Source organism: Pseudomonas sp. TH43 (assembly GCF_016650635.1).
GTDB lineage: Bacteria > Pseudomonadota > Gammaproteobacteria > Pseudomonadales > Pseudomonadaceae > Aquipseudomonas.
Window position 1 is genome coordinate 885,029 of the sequence record NZ_JAEKFI010000004.1, and the last position, 24,300, is coordinate 909,328.

Below are 24,300 nucleotides of genomic sequence, written 5' to 3' on the forward strand. Positions count from 1 at the left end.
CGCCAGGCTAATCAGAAACTTGCCGGCATCGTGCTGGCATCACGCCTGTTTCAATCTGCACGACCGCCGACAAAACCCCGGCAAATTGCACGATCCGAAACTTCACACGGCCCTTTTAGGAGCAGCGCTTGCTCGCGAAGGCGTAAAGTCAGTCGATACATTAGCCAATTGAATCACCGGCTTCGCGACCAACTCTGCTCCTACATTAGACATTCGCTGCTTTCGGGGTCGGGGTTACGCCGAACCGGGCGCGATAGTCACTCGGCGCCAGCCCGGTGATTTTTCTGAAAATCGCCCTGAACGCTCCCGGATCCTGATACCCCACCGTCCACGCAATGTGATCAATCGTGCCGTTGCTGAACTCCAGCAGCTCACGCGCTTTGCCCACCCGCAGGTGCTGACAATACTCGGTCGGTTTCAACCCGCTCGCCGCCCGAAAGCGCCGCAAAAATGTACGCTCTTCCAACCCCGCCCGTGCCGCCATCGCGGCCAGTGAAACATCCGTCGCGCCGGTGCTTTGCAGCCAGTGCTGCACCTTGAGAATCGCTGCATCACCATGGCTGAGAATCGGTGCGAAATTGCTGCCGCACTCACTGGCGCTGTCGCTGTGTTCGATCACCAGAAACCGTGCAGTGCCGGTGGCGATGCTCGGCCCGAGCAGCCGATCGACCATGCGCAAACCGAGTTCCGACCACGCCATCAATCCGGCAGTGGTGATCAGGTCGCCGTCATCGACGATGGGCGTATCGGCTTTCAGTCTGATCTGAGGATATTGCTCGGCGAAAGCCTTCGCCGACGTCCAGTGTGTGGTGGCACTGCGGCCATCGAGCAGACCACTTTCCGCCAACATCAGTGAACCGACGCAGACGCCGCCGAGCGTCGCACCACGGGCATGTTGATCATGCAACCACTGCGCAAGGCAGGCCGGCATTTGCGCCGGACTGAAGCCGCCAATTGATGGCGGAATCAACACCGCGAGCAAATGGCTTTCGGTGCCCGGAAGACTGTCGTAAACCCGCGCGGGCGGCTGCTCACCGTCGACCTGCCAATGACTGACCCGCAACACCGGCAATTGCGCGGCCTGATGCTCAGCGGCAATCCGGTTGGCGACTCCGAACAGATCGGTCAAGCCATGCACTGCCGCCATTTGCGCACCGGGGTAAATCAACACGCCCAGTTCAGCCACAGCGGCCCTTTCTGCGCCCATTGTCAGTTTTCCCCTGTCTATTGTCGGTGCGGCCAATTATCGACTCACTGGGCAGCACCCATACTGAGGCCACTTCCAGCCATTCAATCGAGGACACACCCATGGCCAAGCAAGCGCTCATCGTAGTCGATATCCAGAATGACTACTTCACCCACGGCAAATGGCCGCTGGTCGGTGCCGACGCCGCCGCTGACAACGCCGCGCGGCTGATTGCAGCCTTTCGCGAAGCAGGCGATTCGGTGATCTACATCCGTCACGAATTCACTTCAGCAGAGGCGCCGTTTTTCACTCCGGGTTCAGACGGTGCCAAGCTGCACCCGACAGTGCTCAACCGCGCCGACGAACCTGTCGTGCTCAAGCATTTCGTCAATTCGTTCCGCGAAACCGAGCTGCAATCGATCCTCGACGAACAAGGCATCAAGGAACTGGTGGTGGTCGGCAGCATGAGCCACATGTGCGTCGATGGTGTTACTCGAGCGGCGGCGGATCTGGGCTACACGGTGACGGTGATTCACGACGCCTGCGCGACCCGTGATCTTGAATTCAATGGCCTGATCGTGCCTGCCGCTCAGGTCCACGCAGCCTTTATGTCTTCGTTGGGGTTTGCCTACGCCAGTGTGATCTCCGCTGACGAATTTCTGGGCGCCCATCGCTAAGCAACAACTTGCAAATTGTCTGAAACAACAAGGGCCCGCCTCGCTGCGGGCCTTTTTTCGTCTGCCATAAAAAACTCACGCGTGAGTCATTGATGGCACTTTGAATTGGTTGTAGTGTGGCTCACGCGTGAGATGTCCATAACCGAGTCGTTGCCATGAAAAGCCGTTCCCCCACCGCGAAATCAGAAAGCCCGACGGGAGAACGTGCGAAAGCGTCCGCGAAAAAACCGTCGAGCTTTTATATGAAGCAGATGCGCGCGGGCCTGGCTGCAGCCGGTTATGTGAAACACGAAGCTTGGGTGCTTCCCGAAAACCGAAGCTTGCTCAAGCAGATGGAGCAACAGCTACGCCAACCGATTCTGGCTGGCTCATTCATGTCGGAGAATTACATGAGCGCAGGCAACAACTGGAACATCGATAGCCTCTTCAACGCCTTCAAGGCACTGGACGAGGTGGCTTCGCACGAGATCACGCTGTCGCTGATCCAGAGCTCCGAACCCAGTATCAAACTGGAAATGAACGAATTCGGCGGTTTGCCGATTCATATCGCGCTGGCAGGTCAGCAGATCATCGTTGATACCGTGTTGGTGGATATCGATTCGATCTCAGACGTGCACGCCTTCAACGACGCCGTGCTGCGCAGCCGGGAAATGTTTCCGCTGTCGTCGATCGGTATCGAATCGATGCCGAACGGGCAGACCGTTTACAACATGTTTGGCGCCCTCAGCGCCGACTCGAGCCTGACCAATGTCGTGACCGAGGTGAAAACCCTGGTCGACAACGTGCAGCGCGCGAGCGAAGCCTTCGAACATTTCTTCAAGTAATCCACAGGGAATATCCAATGACTCAGTCCATCTGGAGCAAGCTGTTCACCGCACTGCGCGGTGGTGCCAATGAAGTCGGCGAAGCCATCGTCGACCAACAGGCCCTGCGGATTCTCGACCAGGAAATTCGCGATGCCGACACTGCCCTGTCGAACGCCCGTCGAGAGTTGGTCACAATCATGGCCAAGCACAAACTGGCCGCCGACCGCGTCAGCGAGTACGACGCCAAGATCAAGGATCTCGAAGCCAAGGCTGTCTCGGCGCTGAATGCCGGGCGTGAAGACCTCGCGCTGGAAGTGGCTGAAGCGATTTCGACCCTGACCAACGACCTCGACACCGAGAAAAAGCAGAGCGACGAGTTCGGCACCTATGCCGAAAACATGCGCAAAGACATCAACAAAGCCGAAGCACGAATCAAGAGCCTGCGCCAGCAAGTGGACATGGCGAAGGCCCGTGAAAGCGTGCAAAAAGCCCAGGTCAGCGCGTCCATCGCCAGCGGCGGCGCCAACGGCAAGCTGGAAACGGCAGTGAGCACCCTCAACCGTCTGCAAGCCAAACAGCAGCAACGTGCTGCCGAGTTGAGCGCGGCGGATGAGTTGGCTGACGCTTCGACCGGCAATGATCTGGATCGCAAACTGCGCGAAGCCGGCATCACGCCGAACGAAGGCAGCGCCAACGCGATTCTTGAGCGTTTGAAGCAAAAGTCCACCCAATAACACCCATGCAGGAGCTGCCGTAGGCTGCGATCTTTTGATCTGTTGCTTAAAGATCAAAAGATCGCAGCCTGCGGCAGCTCCTGCATGAGGCTTGGGCCGGTACACTAGCCGCGTTTTTTTTACCGACGAACACCTCCACCCGCTTCAAGGAATGTACCCATGGGATGGTTTAAAGATTTGCTGGGCAGCCACGCGGCGCCAACGCCAGCCGTTGCCATCGGCCCGCTCGGGATGGCCCAGGGCAAAGGCCTCAGGTTCGATTCGACCCTGGCACTGCTGCTCGACGGTTCAACCACGGTGCGAGTGCCCCTTGACCAGGCGATCTGGAGCGCGGGCTGGATCGACCTCGGACAGTCCAACAAACTGCACCGCTATTACACCAATGACGAGGATTTCTGGGTGCAGATCCACGTCACTGGCGATGACCAGATCGAGTCGGTCATCCTGTTCAACTACCTCAGCTACGTCACCGTCAACAGCGATGCCGAATTGCAGCGTCTGGCGGGCGCGAACAGTCCGATCGGCCTGCCGACCTATACCCACGAAGGGGTCGAATACACCCGCGAATGGGGCACCGAACAAGGCCAGACCGAATTGGTGCCGCTGACCGAACAGGTGGCCAATCCGGACGAGAGCTACACCATCGAACACCGCTCGATGCTTTACGCGCGCGAAACCGGCCTGACCGATCGCCGCGAACTGCTGCTGTTTTCCGTCGAACAGGACGAAGAAGGCACCGTCAGCCTGAGCACCTCGCTGGGTATCTCGCTGTACACCACTGACCTGAGCACCATTTAAAAAGGAAATTTTTCATGCTGGAAGTGCTGGCCGTTTCCCTGAACAAGACCGCTCTGGTCGGTTTCATCGTCTACCTGATCGGCGCCGTGCTGCTGTTCATGCTGTTCCAGTTCGTCTATACCCGCATCACCCCGCACAAAGAGTTCGAGCTGATCCGTTCTGGCAATACCGCCGCTGCCATTGCGCTGTCTGGCGCGATCATCGGGTTCGCGATCCCGGCCAGTAACGTCATCGCTTTTTCGGTCAACGTCCTCGACTTCGTGCTCTGGGCAGTGATTGCGGCTGTGGTGCAGTTGCTGGCCTTCCTCGCGACGGGCCTGGTGCTCAAAGGTACGTCCCAGCGCATCGCCAACGGTGAAGTCGCTTCGGGTATCTACGTCGCAGCAGTGGCGATCAGCGTCGGCATGCTCAACGCCGCCTGCATGACACCGTCCAACTGACCGGCAGGAAGCCCTCGATGAAACGAAGCAAATACGTTCAGTTATCCCTCGCGGCGTCGGTGGCCCTGGCCATTTCCGGCGAGGCGGCGGCCGTGGATCAACCACGCAGTTTCCAAAGCGTGGAACAGTGCGTCGATGCCGAAGTCGCGGCCGATGTCTGCTCCAACGCCTACGTCGCCGCCTTGACCGAGCACCGACGCATCGCCCCCGCGTACGACGACAAGGACAAGTGCGATGCGGATTTCGCCGCCGATTGGTGTCAGAAAAATTCCGCCGGTCGTTTCGCACCCAAACTCGGCGGCTTTAAAGTGCCGCAGAACGCTGAAGCAGCGCAGGATCTCGACGCCATTGCCGATGCGCAAATGCCCGCAGGTGATGCCGCGGCGGCGCAGAATGTGCAACCCACTGCCCACGCCTCCAGTGTCGCGGGTAATGGCTGGCTGAGCGGATGGCTGATCGGCAACGCGATGAGCAACAACGCGAACCGCACGGTTTACCGCGACCGCGATACTCGTCAGACCTACAACACCTCTACGCAGTCCCGCAAAATCGAATCGGCACCGCGCAGCCAGCCCGACTACGAGAGCAGCAAAAGCAAACCGGTGAACGTTGCATCTTCGACATCACGTGGCGGCTTCGGCAGTCAATCCACTGCGCGCAGCGGTTGGGGTGGCTGGGGTAGCAGTTCCGGTCGTTCGAGCAGCTGACGATGAAAAAGGTCCATTGCGCCGAGCGCCCTGACTGGAAACAGACCGCCGAAAGCCTCGGCTTCCTGTTCCACACCATCGACGACGAACCCTACTGGGACGAAAGCGCGTACTACCAGTTCACGCTCGCGCAGATCGAAAATGATCTGGAGGATCCGACCACCGAACTGCACGAGATGTGCATGGACCTGGTCGACCGCGTCGTGCACAGCGAAGAATTGCTCGATCGCCTGAGCATCCCGGCGTCGTATTACGACATGATCCGAACGTCCTGGCTGGAAGGTCATCCGCATCTGTACGGGCGCATGGACTTTTCCTACAGCGGCAACGGCCCGGCGAAGCTGCTCGAACTCAACTACGACACGCCGACCAGCCTCTATGAAGCGGCGGCGTTTCAATGGGGCTGGCTGGAGCAGTGCATCGAGCGCGGCATGCTGCCGAGCCATGCCGACCAGTTCAACAGCATCGACACCAAACTGCATCAGGCCTTCGCCGAATTACAACTGAAGCGGCCGTTCTACTTTGCCTCGATGAAAGACTCGGTCGAAGACAAAGGCACCACGGATTACCTGCGGTTGATCGCGGAAAAGGTCGGTATTGAATCGCGGCACATCGACATTGAAGACATTGGCCTGACGGCTGAAGGTCGCTTCGTTGACCTTGAGGATCGCTGGATCCCGCACCTGTTCAAGTTGCATGCCTGGGAATTCATCTTCCACGAACCGTTCGGCGCGGCGATTGCCGAGTGCGATACACAGTTTTTCGAGCCGGCGTGGAAGGCGATCCTGTCGAACAAAGGCGCGTTGCCGTTGCTGTGGGAAATGCACAAGGGCCATCCAAACCTGCTGGCCGCTCACCTCGACCCGAATCCGGCGAGTGCAGTGCCAAAAGGTTGGGTACGCAAGCCGTACTTCTCCCGTGAAGGCGCCAACGTTGAACTGCAGACGGCTGAAGGTCTGATCGTCAAAGAGGACGGGCCCTACACCGATGCGCCCTTTATCCTGCAAGAGTTTGCGCCATTGCCAAAGTTTGGCGACAGCTACACGCTGATCGGTTCTTGGGTGATTGGCGATCAAGCGGCGGGGATTGGTGTGCGGGAAGACAACAGCCTGATCACCAAAGACTCCAGCCGCTTCCTGCCGCACCTGATCCTCGACTGAAACGCCATCCCTGTAGGAGCTGCGGCATGCTGCGATCTTTTGATTCTGTTTTTCAAGATCAAAAAATCGCAGCGTGCCGCAGCTCCTACAGTTGATCGTAGTGTTTTGCAGGCACAAAAAAGGCCCGTCGTTTACAGCGACGGGCCTTTTTGTTTGCAGCGGTTACAACAGCAAATCAGAACGGAATATCGTCATCGAAGCTATCGAAATCCGGCGCTGGTTGCGGTGCGGCCTGCTGTGGAGCCGGGGCCGAACGCTGTTGCGGAGCCGACTGCTGCGGACGCGGAGCCTGCTGGCGTGGTGCCGGAGCAGACTGCTGGTAGTTGTTGCCACCGCCCTGTTGGTCGCCCTGTTGTGGACGGCCGCCGAGCAGTTGCATGGTGCCTTGCATGTCGACCACGATTTCGGTGGTGTAACGCTTGATACCGTCTTTTTCCCACTCGCGGGTCTGCAGTTTGCCTTCGATGTAGACCTGCGAACCTTTACGCAGGTATTCACCGGCGATCTCGGCCACCTTGCCGAACATCGACACACGGTGCCATTCGGTCTTCTCGACCTTCTGACCGGTTTGCTTGTCAGTCCATTGTTCGCTGGTTGCCAGACTCAGGTTGGTCACGGCGTTACCGTTAGGCAGGTAGCGAACTTCGGGATCCTGGCCGCAAGTGCCGACCAATATGACTTTGTTAACCCCACGGGCCATAACGTTCTCCTAAGCGCCGCAAGCAGCCTCGGCCGGGTTGTTCACCAGGCGTTCGAGGGTGTCGCGATCCACTAATTCTTTGTCCAGTTTGATGTAAACAGCCGCCTCATCAGCGACTATCACTGCATCTGTTACCCCCACGAGGGCCTTGAGGCGCTCGACCAGACCCGCTTCGCGGATCGCCTCGGGCGACAACGGCAAGCGCAGGCTCGTCACGTAGGGAGGTTCGCGCATGGTAACAGCAAAGGCTAGCCAGATGGCAGCCAGACCGGCGCATCCGAGGAACACAACCGACAGACCGCCATGCTGAAACAGCCAGCCGCCGAGTATCCCGCCGAGTGCCGAACCGAGGAACTGGCTGGTGGAGTACACGCCCATGGCCGTGCCCTTCCCGCCTGCCGGTGAAACCTTGCTGATCAGCGACGGCAATGAAGCCTCCAGCAGATTGAACGCGGTGAAAAACACCACCGTGCCGATCACCAGAGCCCGCAAGCTGTCACCGAACTGCCAGAAGAATAGCTCAGTCAGCATCAGCGTCATCACGGCGCCGAGCAAAACTCGTTTCATTTTGCGTTTCTTCTCGCCATAGATGATGAACGGGATCATGGCGAAGAACGAAATCAGCAGCGCCGTGAGGTAGACCCACCAGTGCTGCTCCTTGGGCAGACCGGCTTTTTCCACCAGCGCCAGAGGCAGAGCAACGAAGCTCGACATCAACATGGCATGTAACACAAAGATGCCCAGATCGAGGCGCAGCAGGTCCGGATGTTTGAGTGTCGGCATCAAGGCCTGACGCGCGACACCGGATTCACGATGCTGCAACGGCCCGGTGGACCGCGGCACCATGAACATGATGATCACGATCCCCACCAGCGCCATGCCGCCAGTGGCGAGGAACAATCCAGACAGACCGAAAGCGCGGGTCAACAGGGGCCCGACGACCATGGCCACGGCAAACGACAAACCGATGGTCATGCCGATCATGGCCATCGCTTTGGTGCGGTGCTGTTCGCGGGTCAGATCGGAGAGCAGCGCCATGACCGCAGCAGAGATCGCACCGGCACCTTGCAGGATTCGGCCGGCGATCACGCCCCAGATCGAATCGGCTTGAGACGCCAGGACGCTGCCGAGGGCGAAGACGATCAGGCCCAGGTAAATCACCGGCCGGCGGCCAATACGATCTGAGATGATGCCAAACGGAATCTGGAAAATTGCCTGCGTCAGGCCGTAAGCGCCGATTGCCAGGCCTATCAGGGCCGGGGTCGCACCTGCCAGATCCATGCCGTAGGTCGCCAGTACCGGCAACACCATGAACATGCCAAGCATACGGAAGGCGAACACCAGGGCCAGACCGCTCGCCGCGCGGGTCTCGCTGCCACTCATGCGTTCGCTGTGGGGATCGTGCATGGAAAAACCTCGTGTGAACCGGCGGCGATTCTACCAGTCCCATCGAAAGACGGGGTAGATCGCGACGCTATGACGCGTATAGATGAAACTCTCTTCATGCAGGGCGCAAAACCCTTCACTTGATAGTGTGCATCCATCCAGTATTTGCCCGTATACTCCTACGTTTTCGACGCCCGCCGAGCGAGGCCACTTTGGACAAGATCCTGATACGTGGGGCCCGTACCCACAACCTGAAGAACATCGACCTGACCCTGCCACGGGACAAACTGATCGTTATCACCGGCCTGTCCGGATCCGGCAAGTCTTCCCTGGCCTTCGACACGCTCTACGCCGAAGGCCAGCGCCGTTATGTCGAATCGCTGTCGGCCTACGCCCGGCAGTTCCTGTCGATGATGGAAAAACCCGACGTCGACACCATCGAAGGCCTGTCGCCGGCGATCTCCATCGAACAGAAGTCGACCTCGCACAACCCGCGTTCCACGGTCGGCACCATCACCGAAATTTATGACTACCTGCGCCTGCTCTATGCACGCGTCGGTACCCCGCGCTGCCCCGATCACGACATTCCGCTGGAAGCCCAGACCGTCAGCCAGATGGTCGACCTGGTGTTGGCGCAGCCGGAAGGCAGCAAACTGATGCTGCTGGCGCCAGTGATCCGCGAGCGTAAAGGTGAACACCTTTCGGTCTTCGAAGAATTGCGCGCGCAAGGTTTCGTTCGCGCCCGGGTCAATGGCCGGATCTGCGAGCTCGACGAGCTGCCGAAGCTGGATAAACAGAAGAAGCATTCGATCGACGTCATCGTCGACCGTTTCAAGGTGCGCGCCGATCTGCAACAGCGCCTGGCCGAATCGTTCGAGACCGCTCTGAAACTGGCCGACGGCATCGCGCTGGTCGCACCGATGGACGACGAGCCGGGCGAAGAGATGATCTTCTCCGCACGCTTCGCCTGCCCGATCTGCGGTCACGCGATCAGCGAGCTGGAACCCAAACTGTTCTCCTTTAACAACCCGGCCGGCGCCTGCCCGACGTGCGATGGCTTGGGGGTGAAGCAGTTCTTCGACATCAAGCGACTGGTCAATGGTGACCTGACCTTGGCTGAAGGCGCGATTCGCGGCTGGGACAGGCGTAACGTCTACTACTTCCAGATGCTTGGCTCACTGGCCTCGCACTATGGTTTCAGCCTGGAAGTGCCCTTCAACGAACTGCCGGCCGATCAGCAGAAATTCATCTTGCATGGCAGCGGTTCGCAGAACGTCGACTTCAAGTACTTGAACGACCGTGGCGATATCGTCAAACGTTCGCACCCATTCGAAGGCATCGTGCCGAATCTGGAGCGTCGCTACCGCGAAACCGAATCGGCAAGCGTACGTGAAGAGCTGGCCAAGTTCCTCAGCACGCAGTCCTGCCCGGATTGCCGCGGCACCCGCCTGCGTCGCGAAGCGCGCCACGTATGGGTCGGCGAGAAGACGCTGCCGGCGGTGACCAACCTGCCGATTGGCGATGCCTGCGAATACTTCGGTGCCCTGAAGATGACGGGGCGTCGTGGCGAGATCGCTGACAAGATTCTCAAGGAGATCCGCGAGCGCCTGCAATTTCTGGTCAACGTGGGTCTGGACTATCTGTCGCTGGATCGCAGCGCTGACACCTTGTCCGGTGGCGAGGCGCAGCGGATTCGTCTGGCCAGCCAGATCGGCGCGGGCCTGGTAGGCGTTCTGTATATTCTCGATGAACCCTCTATCGGTTTGCACCAACGTGATAACGATCGGTTGCTCGGCACCCTTAAGCACCTGCGCGATATCGGCAACACGGTGATTGTGGTCGAGCACGACGAAGACGCAATTCGTCTGGCTGACTACGTCGTGGATATTGGCCCTGGTGCCGGGGTGCATGGCGGGCAGATCGTCGCTGAAGGCACACCTGCCGAAGTCATGGCGCACCCGGATTCCCTGACAGGTAAATACCTGTCGGGCCGGGTGAAGATCGAGGTGCCGGCCAAGCGCACGCCGCGCAACAAGAAGCAGGTTCTGGCGCTCAAAGGCGCACGCGGCAACAACCTGCGCAACGTCGATCTGGAAATCCCGATTGGCCTGCTGACCTGCGTGACCGGTGTTTCCGGCTCAGGCAAATCGACGCTGATCAACAACACGCTGTTCCCACTGAGCGCCACGGCACTCAACGGTGCGACCACGCTGGAAGCGGCAGCGCACGACAGCATCAAGGGCCTGGAACATCTCGACAAAGTCGTCGATATCGACCAAAGCCCGATTGGCCGCACGCCACGCTCCAACCCGGCGACGTATACCGGACTGTTCACGCCGATTCGCGAACTGTTCGCCGGTGTGCCCGAGTCGCGCTCGCGTGGTTATGGCCCGGGACGTTTCTCGTTCAACGTCAAGGGCGGACGCTGCGAAGCCTGCCAGGGCGATGGCCTGATCAAGGTGGAAATGCACTTCCTGCCGGACATCTATGTGCCGTGCGACGTGTGCAAGAGCAAGCGCTACAACCGTGAAACCCTAGAAATCAAATACAAGGGCAAGAACATCCACGAAACCCTTGAGATGACCATCGAAGAGGCACGGGTGTTCTTTGACGCGGTGCCCGCGCTGGCGCGCAAACTGCAAACGCTGATGGATGTAGGCCTGTCTTACATCAAGCTGGGGCAGTCGGCGACGACGTTGTCCGGCGGCGAGGCGCAGCGGGTGAAGTTGTCTCGCGAGCTGTCCAAGCGCGATACCGGCAAAACGCTGTATATCCTCGATGAGCCGACTACCGGCCTGCACTTCGCCGATATCCAGCAATTGCTCGATGTGCTGCATCGCCTGCGCGACCACGGCAACACTGTGGTGGTGATCGAACATAACCTCGATGTGATCAAGACAGCCGACTGGTTGGTGGATCTTGGCCCAGAGGGCGGCTCCAAAGGCGGGCAGATCATTGCTACGGGCACGCCAGAGGAAGTGGCCGAGATGAAACAGTCTCACACTGGCCACTATCTCAAGCCGCTGCTGATCCGTGATCGGGCCTAAACGCCAGGCATGAAAAAGCCCCTGTCACTTCAGCAGTGATAGGGGCTTTTTTGTATCGGTTGTCTCGTCCTGAATAAGGTTTACACCTTCTGACTTATCTTCAGGAGGAATCAATGGATACGGGAAAAAGGCGCAGCCAGCGTGATTACACGCTGGGCTTTAAATTGGCAGTCGTTGATCAGGTTGAAAAAGGCGAGTTGAGTTATAAAGAGGCTCAACGGCGCTATGGAATTCAGGGTCGGTCGACTGTGTTGGTGTGGCTACGCAAGCATGGGCGGCAGGACTGGAGCCAGGGCGCCTCTATTCGCGCCCAGAGGAGCCGACCGATGGACGAACAAAGTTTGCCGCTGACGCCTGAACAGCGAATCAAGGAGCTTGAAGAAAAGCTCGCCCTTGCCAATCAGAAGGCCCAGTTCTTCGAGGCGGTCGTTGACGTGTTGAAGAATGATTACGGTGTTTCTGTCGTAAAAAAGCGATCCGGCAAGTCCTCACCCAAGGGCAAATCCAAGGCCTGAGTATTCGCAGGGCTTGCCAGTTTCTGGGTATTTCCCCGCAGGCGTACTACAAGCGAAACCGGGCTTATGACGCGCAAGTCAGCCATGCCCGAAAAGTGCTGGGGTTTGTCTTGGAAACACGCCTTCAGATGCCTCGACTGGGCACTCGCAAGTTGCATGGCCTTATGCAGTCCGAGCCGGAGCTATCGCGCACAGTCGGTCGCGACCGGCTGTTCGATATCCTGCGAGATAGTCGCCAATTGGTGCCACGCAAGCGCGCCTATCACAAGACCACTGACAGTCATCATCGCTTCCGCCGACATCCCAACCGGTTGAAACCTGGCCCCGATCAAGTGACCGCCACTGGTCCCGAACAGGTCTGGGTCGCGGACATAACGTATTTACCCACCGAGCAAAGCGTTGCGTACGTGAGCTTGGTTACAGATGCCTACTCTCGCAAGATCGTTGGTCATCACGTGCATGAAACCTTGCACGCCGAATCAGTCATTCAAGCGATGAACAAGGCTTTACGGGGCAGAAGAACCGATCAGGCGCTGGTGCATCACTCGGATCGCGGCTCGCAATATTGCTCTGACCTCTACCAGAAGCTGCATGCCAAGCATGGAATCCTGTGCTCGATGACCGATGGGTATGACTGTTATCAGAACGCCTTGGCAGAGCGGGTTAACGGAATCTTGAAGACAGAGTTTCTGCTTCACCGACCCAAAGATCTGGCTGAGGCGGTTCAAATGGTCGACGAGTCAGTAAACATCTACAACAGCAAGCGACCGCATCTATCGTTGAAATGCAAAACGCCCGATGCGGTGCATCGAGCGTTTTGAGAACGAAATAGGTGTAAACCTATTTCAGGACTAGACAGGTTGCAATCAGGAAGTGTGAGATTGCAGGTAGTTCTCGAGACCAATCAGCTTGATCAGACCCAACTGTTTTTCCAGCCAGTAGGTGTGATCTTCTTCAGTGTCGTTCAGCTGAACGCGCAGGATCTCGCGGCTGACATAGTCCTTGTGCTGCTCGCAAAGTTCGATGCCTTTGCACAGCGCGGCGCGGACTTTGTACTCGAGGCGCAGATCCGCTTCGAGCATCTCCGGCACCGTGGTGCCTACATCCAGATCATCCGGACGCATGCGCGGTGTGCCTTCGAGCATCAGAATACGGCGCATCAACGCGTCTGCGTGACCTGCTTCTTCTTCCATCTCGTGGTTGATTCGCTCGTAGAGCTTGGTGAACCCCCAGTCCTCATACATCCGCGAATGAACGAAATATTGATCACGCGCGGCCAGTTCGCCGGTCAGCAACGTGTTGAGGTAATCGATTACGTCTGGGTGGCCTTGCATCGCCCTACATCTCCCTGCTTGAAAGGCTGTAGTTTGAACCAAGCTGACTGGAAGGTCACCCACTTCGCGCAATAAAAGTGAAGATATTCTGAGAAAAGCAGCCTAAATAACGCAAAAACCGCCCAAATGAGGGCGGTTCTGCTTCTCGTTTAGAGTCAGCTAAGCGTTACGCCCAGCGCCGTTGCAACGCCTTGCCCGTAAGCAGGATCGGCTCTGAAGAAGTGCTGCAGTTGGCGCTGCACTACATCGCTGCTGACCCCGGCCATAGCGCCAGCAATGTTGCTGATCAGCAGGGCCTTTTGCCCGGTATCCATCAACCGGAACAGTGCACCTGCGTGACTGTAGTAGTCAGTGTCTACACGCTGATCGTAGCGATTCGCCGCACCACTGAGTGACAGCGGTGGCTCAGCGTACTGAGGCGCCTGTTGCGGGGTACCGGCGACGCTGTTTGGTTCATAGTTAGGGGACGCGCCACCGAAACCAAAGGACATCGAACCGTCACGCTGGTTGTTATTAACCGGGCTCAAGGGCGCATTGACCGGCAACTGCTGGTGGTTGGTGCCGACGCGATAGCGGTGAGCATCCGCATAAGCGAAAACGCGGCCTTGAAGCATGCGGTCCGGCGAAAGACCAACACCGGGAACCATGTTGCTTGGGCCAAAGCATGCCTGCTCGACTTCAGCAAAGTAATTCACCGGGTTACGGTTCAACTCCAGCTCGCCAATCTCGATCAACGGGAACTTATCCTGAGCCCAGGTTTTGGTCACATCAAACGGGTTCTCGTAGTGAGCGTCAGCCTGAGCTTCGGTCATGACCTGGATGTTGACGCTCCACTTGGGAAATTCACCACGCTCGATAGCGCTAAACAGGTCACGCTGAGCGTAATCAGGATCAGTACCGGCAATGCGTGTCGCCTCTTCAGGCGTCAGGTTCTTGATACCTTGCTTCGTTTTGTAGTGCCACTTGACCCAATGGCGCTCGCCTTTAGCATTGATCAGGCTATAGGTATGACTCCCGAAGCCGTGCATATGGCGGTAACCGTCTGGAGTGCCACGGTCCGAGAACAGGATGGTGATCTGGTGCAACGCCTCAGGAGAGAGCGACCAGAAATCCCATACCATCTGTGCACTTTTCAGATTCGTTTGCGGCAGGCGTTTCTGGGTGTGGATAAAGTCCGGGAACTTCAGCGGGTCACGGATGAAGAACACTGGTGTGTTATTGCCAACGATGTCCCAGTTGCCTTCTTCGGTATAGAACTTCAAAGCAAAGCCACGCGGGTCACGCGCGGTATCCGCCGAGCCACGCTCACCGCCAACGGTGGAGAATCGAAGGAAGGTGGGTGTTTCTTTACCAACCGACTCGAACAGCTTCGCCCTGGTGTACTGGGTGATATCCCGGGTGACGGTGAATTTACCGTGAGCGCCCGAACCCTTGGCGTGTACACGACGTTCAGGAATGTTTTCACGGTTGAAATGCGCAAGCTTTTCGATGAGGTGAAAGTCATCGAGGAGCAACGGGCCCCGAGGGCCGGCAGTGCGAGAGTTCTGGTTATCGGCAACGGGCGCGCCGCTGGCGGTGGTAAGGATGGTACTCATGCTCAATCTTCCTCAGGTCAGGCTAGGAACTGCCGGCAAATCGGCTTGGAGGGAGTATTGACCATCAAGATGACACCATCAAATGCATTAAGTCATGGACTTTGATAGAAAATAACTAATACAGAACCTCGACAGATAATGGCTGGTTTATTAGAGAACCGGCAGCGAAGTAAGAAATATAGTCGGTTTTCCAGCGCCCACAAAAAACCGGGCACTAGGCCCGGTTCTTCGTTGCAGACTGTCGTCTTACTCGGCGCTTACAGCTTCGCCGGCAGTAGCACGATCAACCAACTCGACGTACGCCATAGGCGCGTTGTCGCCAGCGCGGAAACCGCACTTGAGGATGCGCAGGTAGCCACCCTCACGGGTAGCGTAACGCTTGCCCAGGTCGTTGAAGAGCTTACCAACGATAGCTTTCGAACGAGTACGGTCGAAAGCCAGACGGCGGTTAGCCAGGCTGTCTGTCTTGGCCAGAGTGATCAGCGGCTCAGCAACGCGACGCAGTTCCTTGGCTTTTGGCAGAGTAGTTTTGATCAGCTCGTGCTCGAACAGCGACACCGCCATGTTTTGGAACATGGCCTTGCGGTGCGAGCTGGTGCGGCTCAGGTGACGACCACTTTTACGATGACGCATGGTTCATTCCTTACCAAACACTACGTTCGGTGATTACGACGATCAGGCAGTCGCCTTGTCGTCCTTCTTAAGACTTGCAGGCGGCCAGTTGTCGAGGCGCATGCCGAGGGACAGACCGCGGGAGGCCAGAACGTCCTTGATTTCAGTCAAGGATTTCTTGCCCAGGTTCGGAGTCTTCAACAGCTCTACTTCGGTACGCTGAATCAGGTCGCCGATGTAGTAGATGTTTTCCGCCTTAAGGCAGTTAGCCGAACGTACAGTCAGTTCCAGATCGTCAACCGGGCGAAGCAGGATCGGATCGATCTCGTCTTCCTGCTCGACAACCACTGGCTCACTGTCACCTTTGAGGTCGACGAACGCAGCCAACTGCTGTTGCAGAATGGTTGCAGCGCGGCGGATAGCCTCTTCAGGATCCAGAGTACCGTTGGTTTCCAGATCAATAACCAGCTTGTCCAGGTTGGTACGCTGCTCGACACGGGCGTTTTCCACCACGTATGCGATACGGCGAACCGGGCTGAACGAAGAGTCAAGCTGCAAGCGACCGATGCTGCGGCTTTCGTCTTCATCGCTCTGACGCGAGTCGGCTGGTTCATAACCACGACCACGAGCTACAGTGAGCTTCATGTTCAGGGCGCCGTTAGACGCCAGGTTAGCGATTACGTGATCGGGATTAACGATCTCGACATCATGATCCAGCTGAATATCGGCAGCGGTAACCACCCCCGAACCCTTCTTCGACAAGGTCAGCGTAACTTCGTCACGACCGTGCAGCTTGATGGCCAGACCTTTAAGGTTCAACAGGATTTCAATTACGTCTTCCTGTACACCTTCGATGGCGCTGTACTCGTGGAGCACACCGTCAATCTCGGCCTCGACTACTGCGCAGCCGGGCATTGAGGACAACAGGATGCGTCGCAGCGCGTTGCCCAGGGTGTGGCCAAAACCACGCTCGAGAGGCTCGAGAGTGATCTTGGCGCGGGTTGGACTGACAACCTGCACATCAATATGGCGGGGTGTCAGGAACTCATTTACCGAAATCTGCATGGATGCACCTATTTTCTAGCCCTTACTTGGAGTAGAGCTCGACAATCAGGCTTTCGTTGATGTCGGCGGACAGATCACTGCGAGCAGGAACGTTCTTGAAAACGCCCGACTTCTTCTCAGTGTCTACTTCTACCCATTCTACGCGGCCACGTTGGGCACACAGATCGAGAGCTTGGACAATGCGAAGTTGGTTTTTTGCTTTCTCGCGAACTGCAACCACGTCACCAGCACGAACCTGATACGACGGAACGTTTACGGTCTGACCGTTAACGCTGATCGACTTGTGCGATACCAGCTGACGGGATTCGGCACGAGTCGAACCAAAGCCCATACGGTATACAACGTTGTCCAGACGGCATTCGAGCAGTTGCAGCAGGTTTTCACCGGTTGCACCTTTCTTGCCAGCAGCTTCTTTGTAGTAGCCGCTGAATTGACGCTCGAGAACGCCGTAGATACGACGGACCTTCTGCTTTTCACGCAGTTGGGTGCCGTAGTCGGACTGGCGACCGCGGCGTTGGCCGTGGATACCAGGTGCTGCTTCAATGTTGCACTTCGATTCGATCGCGCGCACGCCGCTCTTCAGGAAGAGATCGGTGCCTTCGCGACGAGCGAGTTTGCATTTTGGACCAATGTAACGAGCCATTCTTTACAATCTCCTGGATTACACGCGGCGCTTCTTCGGCGGACGGCACCCGTTGTGCGGGATTGGCGTCACGTCGGTGATGCTGGCGATCTTATAGCCACAGCCGTTCAATGCACGGACAGCGGACTCACGACCTGGACCTGGACCTTTAACGTTAACGTCGAGGTTTTTCAGGCCATATTCCAGCGCAGCTTGACCAGCACGTTCAGCAGCTACTTGAGCAGCAAACGGCGTGGACTTGCGGGAACCGCGGAAACCCGAACCACCGGAGGTAGCCCAAGAAAGCGCGTTACCTTGACGGTCGGTGATGGTCACGATGGTGTTGTTAAAAGAAGCATGGATGTGGGCGATGCCATCAACCACTGTCTTTTTAACTTTTTTACGAGGACGAGCAGCAGGTTTTGCCATGATTAATTTCCTGTCGATTCGCGTGGGCGATTACTTGCGGATCGGCTTACGCGGACCTTTACGGGTACGCGCGTTAGTCTTGGTACGCTGACCGCGTACTGGAAGACCACGACGATGACGCAGACCACGGTAGCAACCGAGGTCCATCAAACGCTTGATTTTCATGTTGATTTCGCGACGCAGGTCACCTTCAGTGGTGAACTTCGCCACTTCGCCACGCAACTGCTCAATCTGCTCGTCGCTCAGATCTTTGATCTTTGCGGCTGGGTTTACCCCAGTCACTGCGCAAATTTTCTGCGCAGTAGTGCGACCAACACCATAGATGTAGGTCAGCGAGATAACAGTGTGCTTGTTATCTGGAATGTTAACGCCTGCAATACGGGCCATTCAGTGGGACTCCAATTGACAGCTACCTACGCCCCGGAAGCCAAGAAATAGGGCGCGAGATAATATCGCTGTAATAACAAATAATCAACCCGGCAGCGCACTAGCTGCCGGGCTTCAAGCGGATCACACTCAGCCTTGGCGCTGTTTGTGACGCGGTTCCGCGCTGCAAATTACTCGAACAACACCTTCGCGGCGAATAATCTTGCAGTTACGGCACAGCTTTTTCACCGATGCACGAACTTTCATCACCAACTCCTCGAACCTTATGGGTACTCAGCGCAACATGCCGCTGCCGTAACCCTTCAGGTTGGCTTTCTTCATCAGGGATTCGTACTGGTGCGAAACGAGGTGCGATTGTACTTGGGACATGAAGTCCATCACAACCACGACCACGATCAGCAACGAGGTCCCGCCAAGGTAGAACGGTACGTTTGCTGCAACCACCAGGAACTGGGGAAGCAAGCACACGGCCGTCATGTAAAGAGCACCGAACATGGTCAAGCGAGTCAGAACGCCATCAATGTAGCGCGCAGACTGCTCACCTGGACGGATGCCCGGAATAAAGGCACCGGACTTCTTCAGGTTTTCCGCTACGTCTTTCGGATTGAACATCAACGCCGTATAGAAGAAGCAGAAGAAAATAATCCCTGCACTAAACAGCAGAATATTCAACGGCTGACCAGGAGCGATCGACTGCGAGATGTCCTGCAACCAGCCCATACCTTCAGACTGACCGAACCAGGCACCCAGCGAAGCCGGGAACAGCAAAATGCTGCTCGCGAAAATAGCCGGAATAACACCGGCCATGTTCACCTTCAGCGGCAAGTGGCTTGTCTGCGCAGCAAAAACCTTGCGGCCCTGCTGACGCTTGGCGTAGTGAACAGCAATACGACGCTGACCACGCTCAATGAACACCACAAAACCGATAATCGCTACTGCCAGCAAACCGATGGCAACCAGGGCGAAGATGTTGATATCACCCTGACGCGCAGACTCGAAAGACTGCCCGATTGCTCTCGGAAGACCGGCGACGATACCCGAAAAAATCAACATCGAGATACCGTTGCCTACACCACGCTCAGTAATCTGCTCACCCAGCCACATCATGAACATCGCACCAGCCACAAACGTGGATACCGCGACGAAATGGAAGCCAAAGTCACCAGTGAACGCAACGCCCTGCCCCGCCAGACCAATGGACATGCCAATAGCCTGAACGAGAGCGAGAACGACGGTGCCGTAGCGGGTGTACTGGCTGATCTTGCGACGGCCAGCTTCACCTTCCTTCTTCAACTGCTCCAGCTGCGGGCTGACGGCGGTCATCAGTTGCATGATGATCGATGCCGAAATGTACGGCATGATCCCCAATGCAAAGATGCTCATCCGTTCCAGCGCGCCGCCGGAGAACATGTTGAACAAGCTAAGAATGGTCCCCTCATTCTGTCGAAACAGGTCTGCGAGTCGGTCCGGGTTAATACCTGGAACCGGGATGTGTGCGCCTATTCGGTAGACGATAATCGCCAGGAACAGAAAACGCAGACGAGCCCAGAGTTCAGACATACCGCCTTTGCCGAGCGCAGAGAGAGCACCTTGCTTAGCCATTTATTCCTCGAACTTGCCGCCAGCTGCTTCGATAGCCGCACGCGCACCTTTGGTGGCGCCGATTCCCTTGCCGATAGTGACAGCGCGAGTCACTTCACCGGACAGCATGATTTTCACACGCTGTACGTTGACGTTGATCACGTTGGCATCTTTCAGGGACTGCACAGTGACGATGTCGCCTTCCACTTTAGCCAGCTCGGACAAACGCACTTCTGCGCGATCCATGGCTTTCAGGGAAACGAAACCGAACTTCGGCAGACGACGATGCAGCGGCTGTTGACCGCCTTCAAAGCCTGGAGCAATGGTGCCACCGGAGCGGGAGGTCTGACCTTTGTGGCCACGGCCACCAGTCTTACCCAAACCGCTACCGATACCACGGCCCGGACGATGCTTTTCGCGACGGGAACCCGGCGCTGGACTCAGATCATTGAGTTTCATCGATTAACCCTCGACACGCAGCATGTAGTAAGCCTTGTTGATCATCCCGCGATTCTCGGGAGTATCCTGGACTTCTACAGTGTGACCGATGCGACGCAGACCCAGACCCTTAACGCACAGTTTGTGGTTAGGGATGCGGCCGGTCATGCTTTTGATCAGCGTTACTTTAACGGTAGCCATGATCAGAAGATCTCCTTGACGCTTTTGCCACGCTTGGCGGCAATGGATTCAGGAGACTGCATAGCTTTCAAACCTTTGAAAGTGGCGTGAACCACGTTTACCGGGTTAGTCGAGCCGTAGCACTTGGCCAGAACGTTCTGAACGCCAGCAACTTCGAGGACAGCACGCATAGCGCCGCCAGCGATGATACCGGTACCTTCAGAAGCAGGCTGCATGTACACCTTCGAAGCGCCGTGAGCGGACTTCATTGCGTACTGCAGAGTGGTGCCGTTCAGATCAACTTGGATCATGTTGCGGCGAGCAGCTTCCATTGCCTTCTGGATCGCAGCAGGCACTTCACGCGACTTGCCACGGCCGAAGCCAACACGCCCTTTACCATCACCAACCACGGTCAACGCGGTGAAAGTGAAGATACGGCCGCCTTTAACGGTTTTGGCTACGCGGTTAACTTGAACCAGTTTCTCAATGTAGCCTTCGTCGCGCTTTTGGTCGTTATTTGACATAACTTAGAACTCCAGCCCAGCTTCACGAGCAGCATCAGCCAGCGCTTTAACGCGGCCATGGTACTTGAAGCCAGAGCGGTCGAAAGCCACTTGCGAGACGCCAGCGGCCTTAGCACGCGTAGCGACCAGCTGGCCAACCTTTGTGGCCGCGTCGATGTTGCCAGTGGCGCCATCACGCAGTTCTTTATCCAAAGTCGAGGCGCTTGCCAGGACTTTGTTGCCGTCGGCCGAGATGACCTGGGCGTAGATGTGCTGCGACGAGCGGAACACGCAGAGACGCACGACTTCGAGTTCGTGCATTTTCAGGCGTGCTTTGCGAGCGCGACGCAGTCGAGTAACTTTTTTGTCGGTCATTTGCTATGCCCTACTTCTTCTTGGCTTCTTTACGACGGACGACTTCGTCCGCGTAGCGCACACCTTTGCCTTTGTACGGCTCTGGTGGACGGAAGTCGCGGATCTCAGCGGCCACTTGACCTACCAGCTGCTTATCGATGCCCTTGATCAGGATATCGGTCTGGCTAGGAGTCTCAGCGGTGATGCCTTCCGGCAGTTCGTAATCCACTGGGTGCGAGAAGCCAAGGGCAAGGTTCAGAACCGTGCCTTTTGCTTGCGCTTTGTAACCAACACCGACCAGCTGGAGCTTACGCTCGAAGCCTTGGCTTACGCCTTGGACCATGTTGTTTACCAACGCACGCGTGGTACCGGCCATTGCGCGAGTTTGTTGATCGCCATTGCGAGCAGCGAAACGCAGCTCACCAGCTTCTTCAACGATCTCAACGGACGAATGGATGTTCAGTTCAAGAGTGCCCTTGGCACCCTTCACCGAAAGCTGTTGGCCTGCGAATTTTACTTCGACACCGGCTGGCAGCTTAACGGGGTTCTTAGCGACGCGAGACATGCTTATCCCCCCTTAGAACACAGTGCAAAGAACTTCGCCGCCGACACCGGCAGCGCGCGCAGCACGATCCGTCATCACACCTTTGTTGGTGGAGACGATAGACACGCCAAGACCGCCACGAACTTTCGGCAGATCTTCAACGGACTTGTACTGACGCAGGCCTGGACGACTAACGCGCTTCACTTCTTCGATAACCGGACGGCCTTCGAAGTACTTCAGCTCGATGGACAACGACGGCTTAGCGTCGGTGGTGATCTGAAAATCCGCGATGTAACCTTCGTCCTTCAGGACTTTTGCTACAGCCACCTTCAGCGTGGAAGACGGCATGCTTACGACAGACTTTTCAGCCATCTGGGCATTACGGATTCGAGTTAGCATGTCCGCTAACGGGTCCTGCATACTCATGGGCTAGACGCTCCTAATACAGAAAAATTAGCCTTGCGGCTACTACTTGTCGCCGAGAACTTCCGGGCATGAAAAACACGGGCTCAGGCGAGCCGGTCATTCTAGACACACCCCAGAAATGAATCAAGCCCCAAAAGGGGCTTGATTCAGATTCAAGGCCACCGATGGTCAGGTTCTTGCAAACCCGACCATCGAGACTTTGACAGCAATTACCAGCTGGCTTTAACCAGACCTGGTACGTCACCACGCATTGCAGCTTCACGCAGCTTGTTACGGCCAAGGCCGAACTTGCGGTAAACGCCGTGCGGACGACCAGTCAGGCGGCAACGGTTACGCATGCGCGAAGCGCTTGCGTCACGTGGTTGCTTCTGCAGAGCTACTGTAGCTTCCCAACGTGCTTCTGGACTTGCGTTCAGATCAACGATGATAGCTTTGAGCGCTGCACGCTTGGTGGCGTACTTGGCAACAGTGAGCTGACGCTTCAGCTCACGATTTTTCATGCTCTTCTTGGCCATTTTCCTACTCCAATCAGTTGCGGAACGGGAATTTGAAAGCACGCAGCAGAGCGCGGCCTTCATCATCGTTCTTGGCAGTGGTGGTCAGGGTAATGTCCAGACCGCGGAGAGCATCGATCTTGTCGTAGTCGATTTCCGGGAAAATGATCTGCTCTTTCACGCCCATGCTGTAGTTACCACGACCATCGAAGGACTTGGCATTCAGGCCGCGGAAGTCGCGAACCCGAGGCAGGGAGATCGACAGCAGACGATCCAGGAACTCGTACATACGCTCACGGCGCAGGGTCACTTTGACGCCGATCGGCCATCCTTCGCGGACTTTAAAGCCAGCGATGGATTTACGAGCGTAGGTCACAACGACTTTCTGGCCGGTGATCTTTTCCAGGTCAGCAACAGCGTGCTCGATGACTTTTTTGTCACCGACCGCTTCGCCCAAACCCATGTTCAGGGTGATTTTTGTAACGCGTGGAACTTCCATCACGTTCGAAAGCTTAAGTTCTTCCTTAAGCTTCGGTGCGATTTCCTTCCAGTAAATCTCTTTTAGTCGTGCCATGGTCTTCTACCTAGCAGTGTTCAAGCATCAACCGCTTTTTGGGTCGACTTGAAGACACGAATTTTCTTGCCGTCTTCTACTTTGAAACCAACGCGGTCAGCCTTGTTGGTTTCGCCGTTGAAAATGGCGACGTTAGAAGCGTCCAGTGGAGCTTCTTTTTCGACGATACCGCCTTGCACGCCCGACATCGGGTTAGGCTTGGTATGACGCTTAACCAGGTTCAGACCGCTAATAACCAGACGGTTATTAGCAAGAACCTTAAGCACCTTACCGCGCTTACCTTTGTCTTTGCCGGCGATCACGATGATCTCGTCGTCACGACGAATCTTTTGCATGTCGGATCTCCTTACAGCACTTCTGGGGCGAGCGAGACGATCTTCATGAACTTCTCAGTACGAAGTTCACGGGTCACTGGCCCAAAGATACGGGTGCCGATCGGCTCTTGCTTGTTGTTCAGAAGAACAGCAGCGTTGCCATCAAAGCGGATAATAGAGCCATCAGCACGACGTACGCCGTGACGAGTGCGGACTACAACAGCAGTCATCACTTGGCCTTTTTTCACTTTACCGCGAGGAATTGCTTCCTTCACGGTAACTTTGATGATGTCACCGATACCAGCGTAACGACGATGGGAGCCACCCAGCACCTTGATGCACATAACACGGCGAGCGCCGCTGTTATCGGCCACATCGAGCATGGATTGAGTCTGAATCATATAATTTCTCCGACCCCTAGTCCTTAGACTTCCACAGCGCGTTCGAGAACATCAACCAGCGCCCAAGACTTGGTCTTGGCCAAAGGACGAGTTTCACGAATAGTGACTTTGTCGCCGATGTGGCACTGATTGGTTTCGTCGTGCGCGTGCAGCTTAGTCGAACGCTTAACGTATTTACCGTAGATCGGGTGCTTAACGCGACGCTCGATCAGTACGGTGATGGTTTTGTCCATCTTGTCGCTGACAACACGGCCAGTCAGCGTACGGACAGTTTTTTCGGCTTCAGCCATG

General features: G+C 56.6%; 32 protein-coding genes. 9 read left to right on the plus strand and 23 right to left on the minus strand.

Going from position 1 to position 24,300, the window contains the following annotated elements; translation table 11 throughout:
* Positions 1-205: 205 nt before the first annotated feature.
* On the minus strand, positions 206-1,207 hold the full coding sequence (locus JFT81_RS20355; RefSeq protein WP_201228688.1) for a GlxA family transcriptional regulator: 1,002 nt from the start codon (positions 1,205-1,207) through the stop codon (positions 206-208).
* Between the two features lie 101 nt (positions 1,208-1,308).
* On the opposite strand from JFT81_RS20355, the gene JFT81_RS20360 reads away from it, so the two are divergent.
* The 7 genes from JFT81_RS20360 to JFT81_RS20390 all read left to right on the plus strand — a co-directional run bounded on the left by JFT81_RS20360 (position 1,309) and on the right by JFT81_RS20390 (position 6,508).
* Positions 1,309-1,863, plus strand: coding sequence for a cysteine hydrolase family protein (locus JFT81_RS20360; RefSeq protein ID WP_201228689.1), 555 nt, complete (start codon positions 1,309-1,311; stop codon positions 1,861-1,863).
* A gap of 242 nt (positions 1,864-2,105) precedes the next feature.
* Entirely contained in the window at positions 2,106-2,687 is a 582-nt protein-coding gene (locus tag JFT81_RS20365) for a YjfI family protein (protein ID WP_201228690.1), read from the plus strand.
* Between the two features lie 17 nt (positions 2,688-2,704).
* Entirely contained in the window at positions 2,705-3,403 is a 699-nt protein-coding gene (locus tag JFT81_RS20370; protein WP_201228691.1) for a PspA/IM30 family protein, read from the plus strand.
* A 159-nt stretch (positions 3,404-3,562) separates the two neighbouring features.
* Positions 3,563-4,201, plus strand: coding sequence for a DUF2491 family protein (locus tag JFT81_RS20375; protein ID WP_201228692.1), 639 nt, complete (start codon positions 3,563-3,565; stop codon positions 4,199-4,201).
* A gap of 14 nt (positions 4,202-4,215) precedes the next feature.
* Positions 4,216-4,641: a DUF350 domain-containing protein gene (locus tag JFT81_RS20380; RefSeq protein WP_201228693.1), complete on the plus strand. Its 426-nt coding sequence runs from the start codon at positions 4,216-4,218 to the stop codon at positions 4,639-4,641.
* A 17-nt stretch (positions 4,642-4,658) separates the two neighbouring features.
* Positions 4,659-5,348, plus strand: coding sequence for a DUF1190 domain-containing protein (locus tag JFT81_RS20385; protein ID WP_201228694.1), 690 nt, complete (start codon positions 4,659-4,661; stop codon positions 5,346-5,348).
* 2 nt (positions 5,349-5,350) lie between these two features.
* A complete protein-coding gene (locus JFT81_RS20390; RefSeq protein WP_201228695.1) occupies positions 5,351-6,508 on the plus strand; it encodes a glutathionylspermidine synthase family protein in 1,158 nt (385 codons plus the stop codon).
* A 175-nt stretch (positions 6,509-6,683) separates the two neighbouring features.
* On the opposite strand, the gene JFT81_RS20395 is transcribed toward JFT81_RS20390, so the two are convergent.
* On the minus strand, positions 6,684-7,208 hold the full coding sequence (locus JFT81_RS20395; RefSeq protein WP_008081898.1) for a single-stranded DNA-binding protein: 525 nt from the start codon (positions 7,206-7,208) through the stop codon (positions 6,684-6,686).
* A gap of 9 nt (positions 7,209-7,217) precedes the next feature.
* On the minus strand, positions 7,218-8,615 hold the full coding sequence (locus tag JFT81_RS20400; RefSeq protein WP_201228696.1) for an MFS transporter: 1,398 nt from the start codon (positions 8,613-8,615) through the stop codon (positions 7,218-7,220).
* Between the two features lie 191 nt (positions 8,616-8,806).
* Between JFT81_RS20400 and uvrA the strand changes: the two genes are divergently transcribed.
* Together uvrA and JFT81_RS20410 are read left to right on the plus strand one after the other, a co-directional pair.
* Positions 8,807-11,641: an excinuclease ABC subunit UvrA gene (gene uvrA, locus JFT81_RS20405; protein WP_201228697.1), complete on the plus strand. Its 2,835-nt coding sequence runs from the start codon at positions 8,807-8,809 to the stop codon at positions 11,639-11,641.
* Positions 11,642-11,754: 113 nt separating this feature from the next.
* Positions 11,755-12,977, plus strand: a protein-coding gene (locus JFT81_RS20410; protein WP_201226704.1) for an IS3 family transposase whose coding sequence is annotated in 2 segments (ribosomal slippage) — positions 11,755-12,106 and positions 12,106-12,977 — 1,224 coding nt in all. Because the reading frame shifts where the segments join, the coding sequence is not laid out codon by codon here.
* 45 nt (positions 12,978-13,022) lie between these two features.
* Here the strand turns inward: JFT81_RS20410 and bfr are convergent.
* The 20 genes from bfr to rpsQ all read right to left on the minus strand — a co-directional run bounded on the left by bfr (position 13,023) and on the right by rpsQ (position 24,299).
* Positions 13,023-13,490, minus strand: coding sequence for a bacterioferritin (gene bfr / locus JFT81_RS20415; protein ID WP_007918444.1), 468 nt, complete (start codon positions 13,488-13,490; stop codon positions 13,023-13,025).
* Between the two features lie 155 nt (positions 13,491-13,645).
* Positions 13,646-15,091: a catalase gene (locus JFT81_RS20420; RefSeq protein WP_201228698.1), complete on the minus strand. Its 1,446-nt coding sequence runs from the start codon at positions 15,089-15,091 to the stop codon at positions 13,646-13,648.
* 240 nt (positions 15,092-15,331) lie between these two features.
* The gene (gene rplQ, locus JFT81_RS20425) at positions 15,332-15,718 is read right to left on the minus strand and encodes a 50S ribosomal protein L17 (RefSeq protein ID WP_003176402.1); all 387 of its coding nucleotides are present in this window, start codon (positions 15,716-15,718) and stop codon (positions 15,332-15,334) included.
* Positions 15,719-15,760: 42 nt separating this feature from the next.
* Entirely contained in the window at positions 15,761-16,762 is a 1,002-nt protein-coding gene (gene rpoA / locus JFT81_RS20430) for a DNA-directed RNA polymerase subunit alpha (protein ID WP_003186012.1), read from the minus strand.
* Positions 16,763-16,784: 22 nt separating this feature from the next.
* A complete protein-coding gene (gene rpsD, locus JFT81_RS20435) occupies positions 16,785-17,405 on the minus strand; it encodes a 30S ribosomal protein S4 (RefSeq protein ID WP_003176404.1) in 621 nt (206 codons plus the stop codon).
* Between the two features lie 18 nt (positions 17,406-17,423).
* The gene (gene rpsK / locus JFT81_RS20440) at positions 17,424-17,813 is read right to left on the minus strand and encodes a 30S ribosomal protein S11 (RefSeq protein WP_002555466.1); all 390 of its coding nucleotides are present in this window, start codon (positions 17,811-17,813) and stop codon (positions 17,424-17,426) included.
* A 30-nt stretch (positions 17,814-17,843) separates the two neighbouring features.
* Positions 17,844-18,200, minus strand: a complete 357-nt coding sequence (gene rpsM, locus JFT81_RS20445) for a 30S ribosomal protein S13 (RefSeq protein ID WP_003186020.1) — start codon at positions 18,198-18,200, stop codon at positions 17,844-17,846.
* 129 nt (positions 18,201-18,329) lie between these two features.
* Complete coding sequence (gene rpmJ / locus JFT81_RS20450; protein ID WP_002555468.1) at positions 18,330-18,446, minus strand: 50S ribosomal protein L36; 117 nt, start codon at positions 18,444-18,446, stop codon at positions 18,330-18,332.
* 27 nt (positions 18,447-18,473) lie between these two features.
* Positions 18,474-19,802, minus strand: coding sequence for a preprotein translocase subunit SecY (gene secY, locus JFT81_RS20455; RefSeq protein ID WP_003228718.1), 1,329 nt, complete (start codon positions 19,800-19,802; stop codon positions 18,474-18,476).
* Positions 19,803-20,240 (minus strand): 50S ribosomal protein L15, encoded by a 438-nt coding sequence (gene rplO, locus JFT81_RS20460; protein ID WP_003228720.1) that lies wholly within the window; start codon positions 20,238-20,240, stop codon positions 19,803-19,805.
* Between the two features lie 3 nt (positions 20,241-20,243).
* Complete coding sequence (gene rpmD / locus JFT81_RS20465; protein ID WP_003176408.1) at positions 20,244-20,420, minus strand: 50S ribosomal protein L30; 177 nt, start codon at positions 20,418-20,420, stop codon at positions 20,244-20,246.
* 2 nt (positions 20,421-20,422) lie between these two features.
* On the minus strand, positions 20,423-20,923 hold the full coding sequence (rpsE, locus tag JFT81_RS20470) for a 30S ribosomal protein S5 (protein ID WP_003186035.1): 501 nt from the start codon (positions 20,921-20,923) through the stop codon (positions 20,423-20,425).
* A gap of 3 nt (positions 20,924-20,926) precedes the next feature.
* Entirely contained in the window at positions 20,927-21,277 is a 351-nt protein-coding gene (gene rplR, locus JFT81_RS20475) for a 50S ribosomal protein L18 (RefSeq protein ID WP_003186037.1), read from the minus strand.
* A 10-nt stretch (positions 21,278-21,287) separates the two neighbouring features.
* Positions 21,288-21,821 carry a 50S ribosomal protein L6 gene (rplF, locus tag JFT81_RS20480; protein WP_003176412.1) on the minus strand — a complete coding sequence of 178 codons (534 nt, stop codon included), beginning with the start codon at positions 21,819-21,821 and terminating at the stop codon, positions 21,288-21,290.
* Between the two features lie 12 nt (positions 21,822-21,833).
* Complete coding sequence (gene rpsH / locus JFT81_RS20485; RefSeq protein WP_007918458.1) at positions 21,834-22,226, minus strand: 30S ribosomal protein S8; 393 nt, start codon at positions 22,224-22,226, stop codon at positions 21,834-21,836.
* A gap of 209 nt (positions 22,227-22,435) precedes the next feature.
* Positions 22,436-22,741: a 30S ribosomal protein S14 gene (rpsN, locus tag JFT81_RS20490; RefSeq protein WP_003228726.1), complete on the minus strand. Its 306-nt coding sequence runs from the start codon at positions 22,739-22,741 to the stop codon at positions 22,436-22,438.
* A gap of 13 nt (positions 22,742-22,754) precedes the next feature.
* Positions 22,755-23,294, minus strand: coding sequence for a 50S ribosomal protein L5 (gene rplE, locus JFT81_RS20495; protein WP_003176415.1), 540 nt, complete (start codon positions 23,292-23,294; stop codon positions 22,755-22,757).
* A 20-nt stretch (positions 23,295-23,314) separates the two neighbouring features.
* Entirely contained in the window at positions 23,315-23,629 is a 315-nt protein-coding gene (gene rplX, locus JFT81_RS20500) for a 50S ribosomal protein L24 (RefSeq protein WP_008081905.1), read from the minus strand.
* Between the two features lie 11 nt (positions 23,630-23,640).
* Complete coding sequence (rplN, locus tag JFT81_RS20505; RefSeq protein WP_002555479.1) at positions 23,641-24,009, minus strand: 50S ribosomal protein L14; 369 nt, start codon at positions 24,007-24,009, stop codon at positions 23,641-23,643.
* A 23-nt stretch (positions 24,010-24,032) separates the two neighbouring features.
* Entirely contained in the window at positions 24,033-24,299 is a 267-nt protein-coding gene (rpsQ, locus tag JFT81_RS20510; RefSeq protein WP_003176419.1) for a 30S ribosomal protein S17, read from the minus strand.
* Position 24,300: the final 1 nt, after the last annotated feature.

Bases quoted from the DNA above. Each gene is read 5' to 3' on its own strand.
- secY (WP_003228718.1), bottom strand. From the start codon at position 19,802: ATGGCTAAGCAAGGTGCTCTCTCTGCGCTCGGCAAAGGCGGTATGTCT.
- rpsD (WP_003176404.1), bottom strand. From the start codon at position 17,405: ATGGCTCGTTACATTGGTCCAAAATGCAAACTCGCTCGTCGCGAAGGC.
- bfr (WP_007918444.1), bottom strand. From the start codon at position 13,490: ATGCAAGGCCACCCAGACGTAATCGATTACCTCAACACGTTGCTGACC.
- rpsE (WP_003186035.1), bottom strand. From the start codon at position 20,923: ATGTCAAATAACGACCAAAAGCGCGACGAAGGCTACATTGAGAAACTG.
- JFT81_RS20355 (WP_201228688.1), bottom strand. From the start codon at position 1,207: ATGGGCGCAGAAAGGGCCGCTGTGGCTGAACTGGGCGTGTTGATTTAC.
- rpsQ (WP_003176419.1), bottom strand. From the start codon at position 24,299: ATGGCTGAAGCCGAAAAAACTGTCCGTACGCTGACTGGCCGTGTTGTC.
- rpsK (WP_002555466.1), bottom strand. From the start codon at position 17,813: ATGGCAAAACCTGCTGCTCGTCCTCGTAAAAAAGTTAAAAAGACAGTG.
- JFT81_RS20375 (WP_201228692.1), top strand. From the start codon at position 3,563: ATGGGATGGTTTAAAGATTTGCTGGGCAGCCACGCGGCGCCAACGCCA.
- JFT81_RS20370 (WP_201228691.1), top strand. From the start codon at position 2,705: ATGACTCAGTCCATCTGGAGCAAGCTGTTCACCGCACTGCGCGGTGGT.
- JFT81_RS20395 (WP_008081898.1), bottom strand. From the start codon at position 7,208: ATGGCCCGTGGGGTTAACAAAGTCATATTGGTCGGCACTTGCGGCCAG.
- rplF (WP_003176412.1), bottom strand. From the start codon at position 21,821: ATGTCTCGCGTCGCTAAGAACCCCGTTAAGCTGCCAGCCGGTGTCGAA.
- rplQ (WP_003176402.1), bottom strand. From the start codon at position 15,718: ATGCGTCATCGTAAAAGTGGTCGTCACCTGAGCCGCACCAGCTCGCAC.
- rpsM (WP_003186020.1), bottom strand. From the start codon at position 18,200: ATGGCCCGTATTGCAGGCGTTAACATTCCAGATAACAAGCACACTGTT.
- rplE (WP_003176415.1), bottom strand. From the start codon at position 23,294: ATGGCACGACTAAAAGAGATTTACTGGAAGGAAATCGCACCGAAGCTT.
- rplO (WP_003228720.1), bottom strand. From the start codon at position 20,240: ATGAAACTCAATGATCTGAGTCCAGCGCCGGGTTCCCGTCGCGAAAAG.
- rpmJ (WP_002555468.1), bottom strand. From the start codon at position 18,446: ATGAAAGTTCGTGCATCGGTGAAAAAGCTGTGCCGTAACTGCAAGATT.
- rpsN (WP_003228726.1), bottom strand. From the start codon at position 22,741: ATGGCCAAGAAGAGCATGAAAAATCGTGAGCTGAAGCGTCAGCTCACT.
- rpmD (WP_003176408.1), bottom strand. From the start codon at position 20,420: ATGGCTACCGTTAAAGTAACGCTGATCAAAAGCATGACCGGCCGCATC.
- rplX (WP_008081905.1), bottom strand. From the start codon at position 23,629: ATGCAAAAGATTCGTCGTGACGACGAGATCATCGTGATCGCCGGCAAA.
- JFT81_RS20385 (WP_201228694.1), top strand. From the start codon at position 4,659: ATGAAACGAAGCAAATACGTTCAGTTATCCCTCGCGGCGTCGGTGGCC.
- JFT81_RS20390 (WP_201228695.1), top strand. From the start codon at position 5,351: ATGAAAAAGGTCCATTGCGCCGAGCGCCCTGACTGGAAACAGACCGCC.
- JFT81_RS20360 (WP_201228689.1), top strand. From the start codon at position 1,309: ATGGCCAAGCAAGCGCTCATCGTAGTCGATATCCAGAATGACTACTTC.
- JFT81_RS20380 (WP_201228693.1), top strand. From the start codon at position 4,216: ATGCTGGAAGTGCTGGCCGTTTCCCTGAACAAGACCGCTCTGGTCGGT.
- rplR (WP_003186037.1), bottom strand. From the start codon at position 21,277: ATGACCGACAAAAAAGTTACTCGACTGCGTCGCGCTCGCAAAGCACGC.
- JFT81_RS20365 (WP_201228690.1), top strand. From the start codon at position 2,106: ATGAAGCAGATGCGCGCGGGCCTGGCTGCAGCCGGTTATGTGAAACAC.
- rpoA (WP_003186012.1), bottom strand. From the start codon at position 16,762: ATGCAGATTTCGGTAAATGAGTTCCTGACACCCCGCCATATTGATGTG.
- rpsH (WP_007918458.1), bottom strand. From the start codon at position 22,226: ATGAGTATGCAGGACCCGTTAGCGGACATGCTAACTCGAATCCGTAAT.
- JFT81_RS20400 (WP_201228696.1), bottom strand. From the start codon at position 8,615: ATGCACGATCCCCACAGCGAACGCATGAGTGGCAGCGAGACCCGCGCG.
- rplN (WP_002555479.1), bottom strand. From the start codon at position 24,009: ATGATTCAGACTCAATCCATGCTCGATGTGGCCGATAACAGCGGCGCT.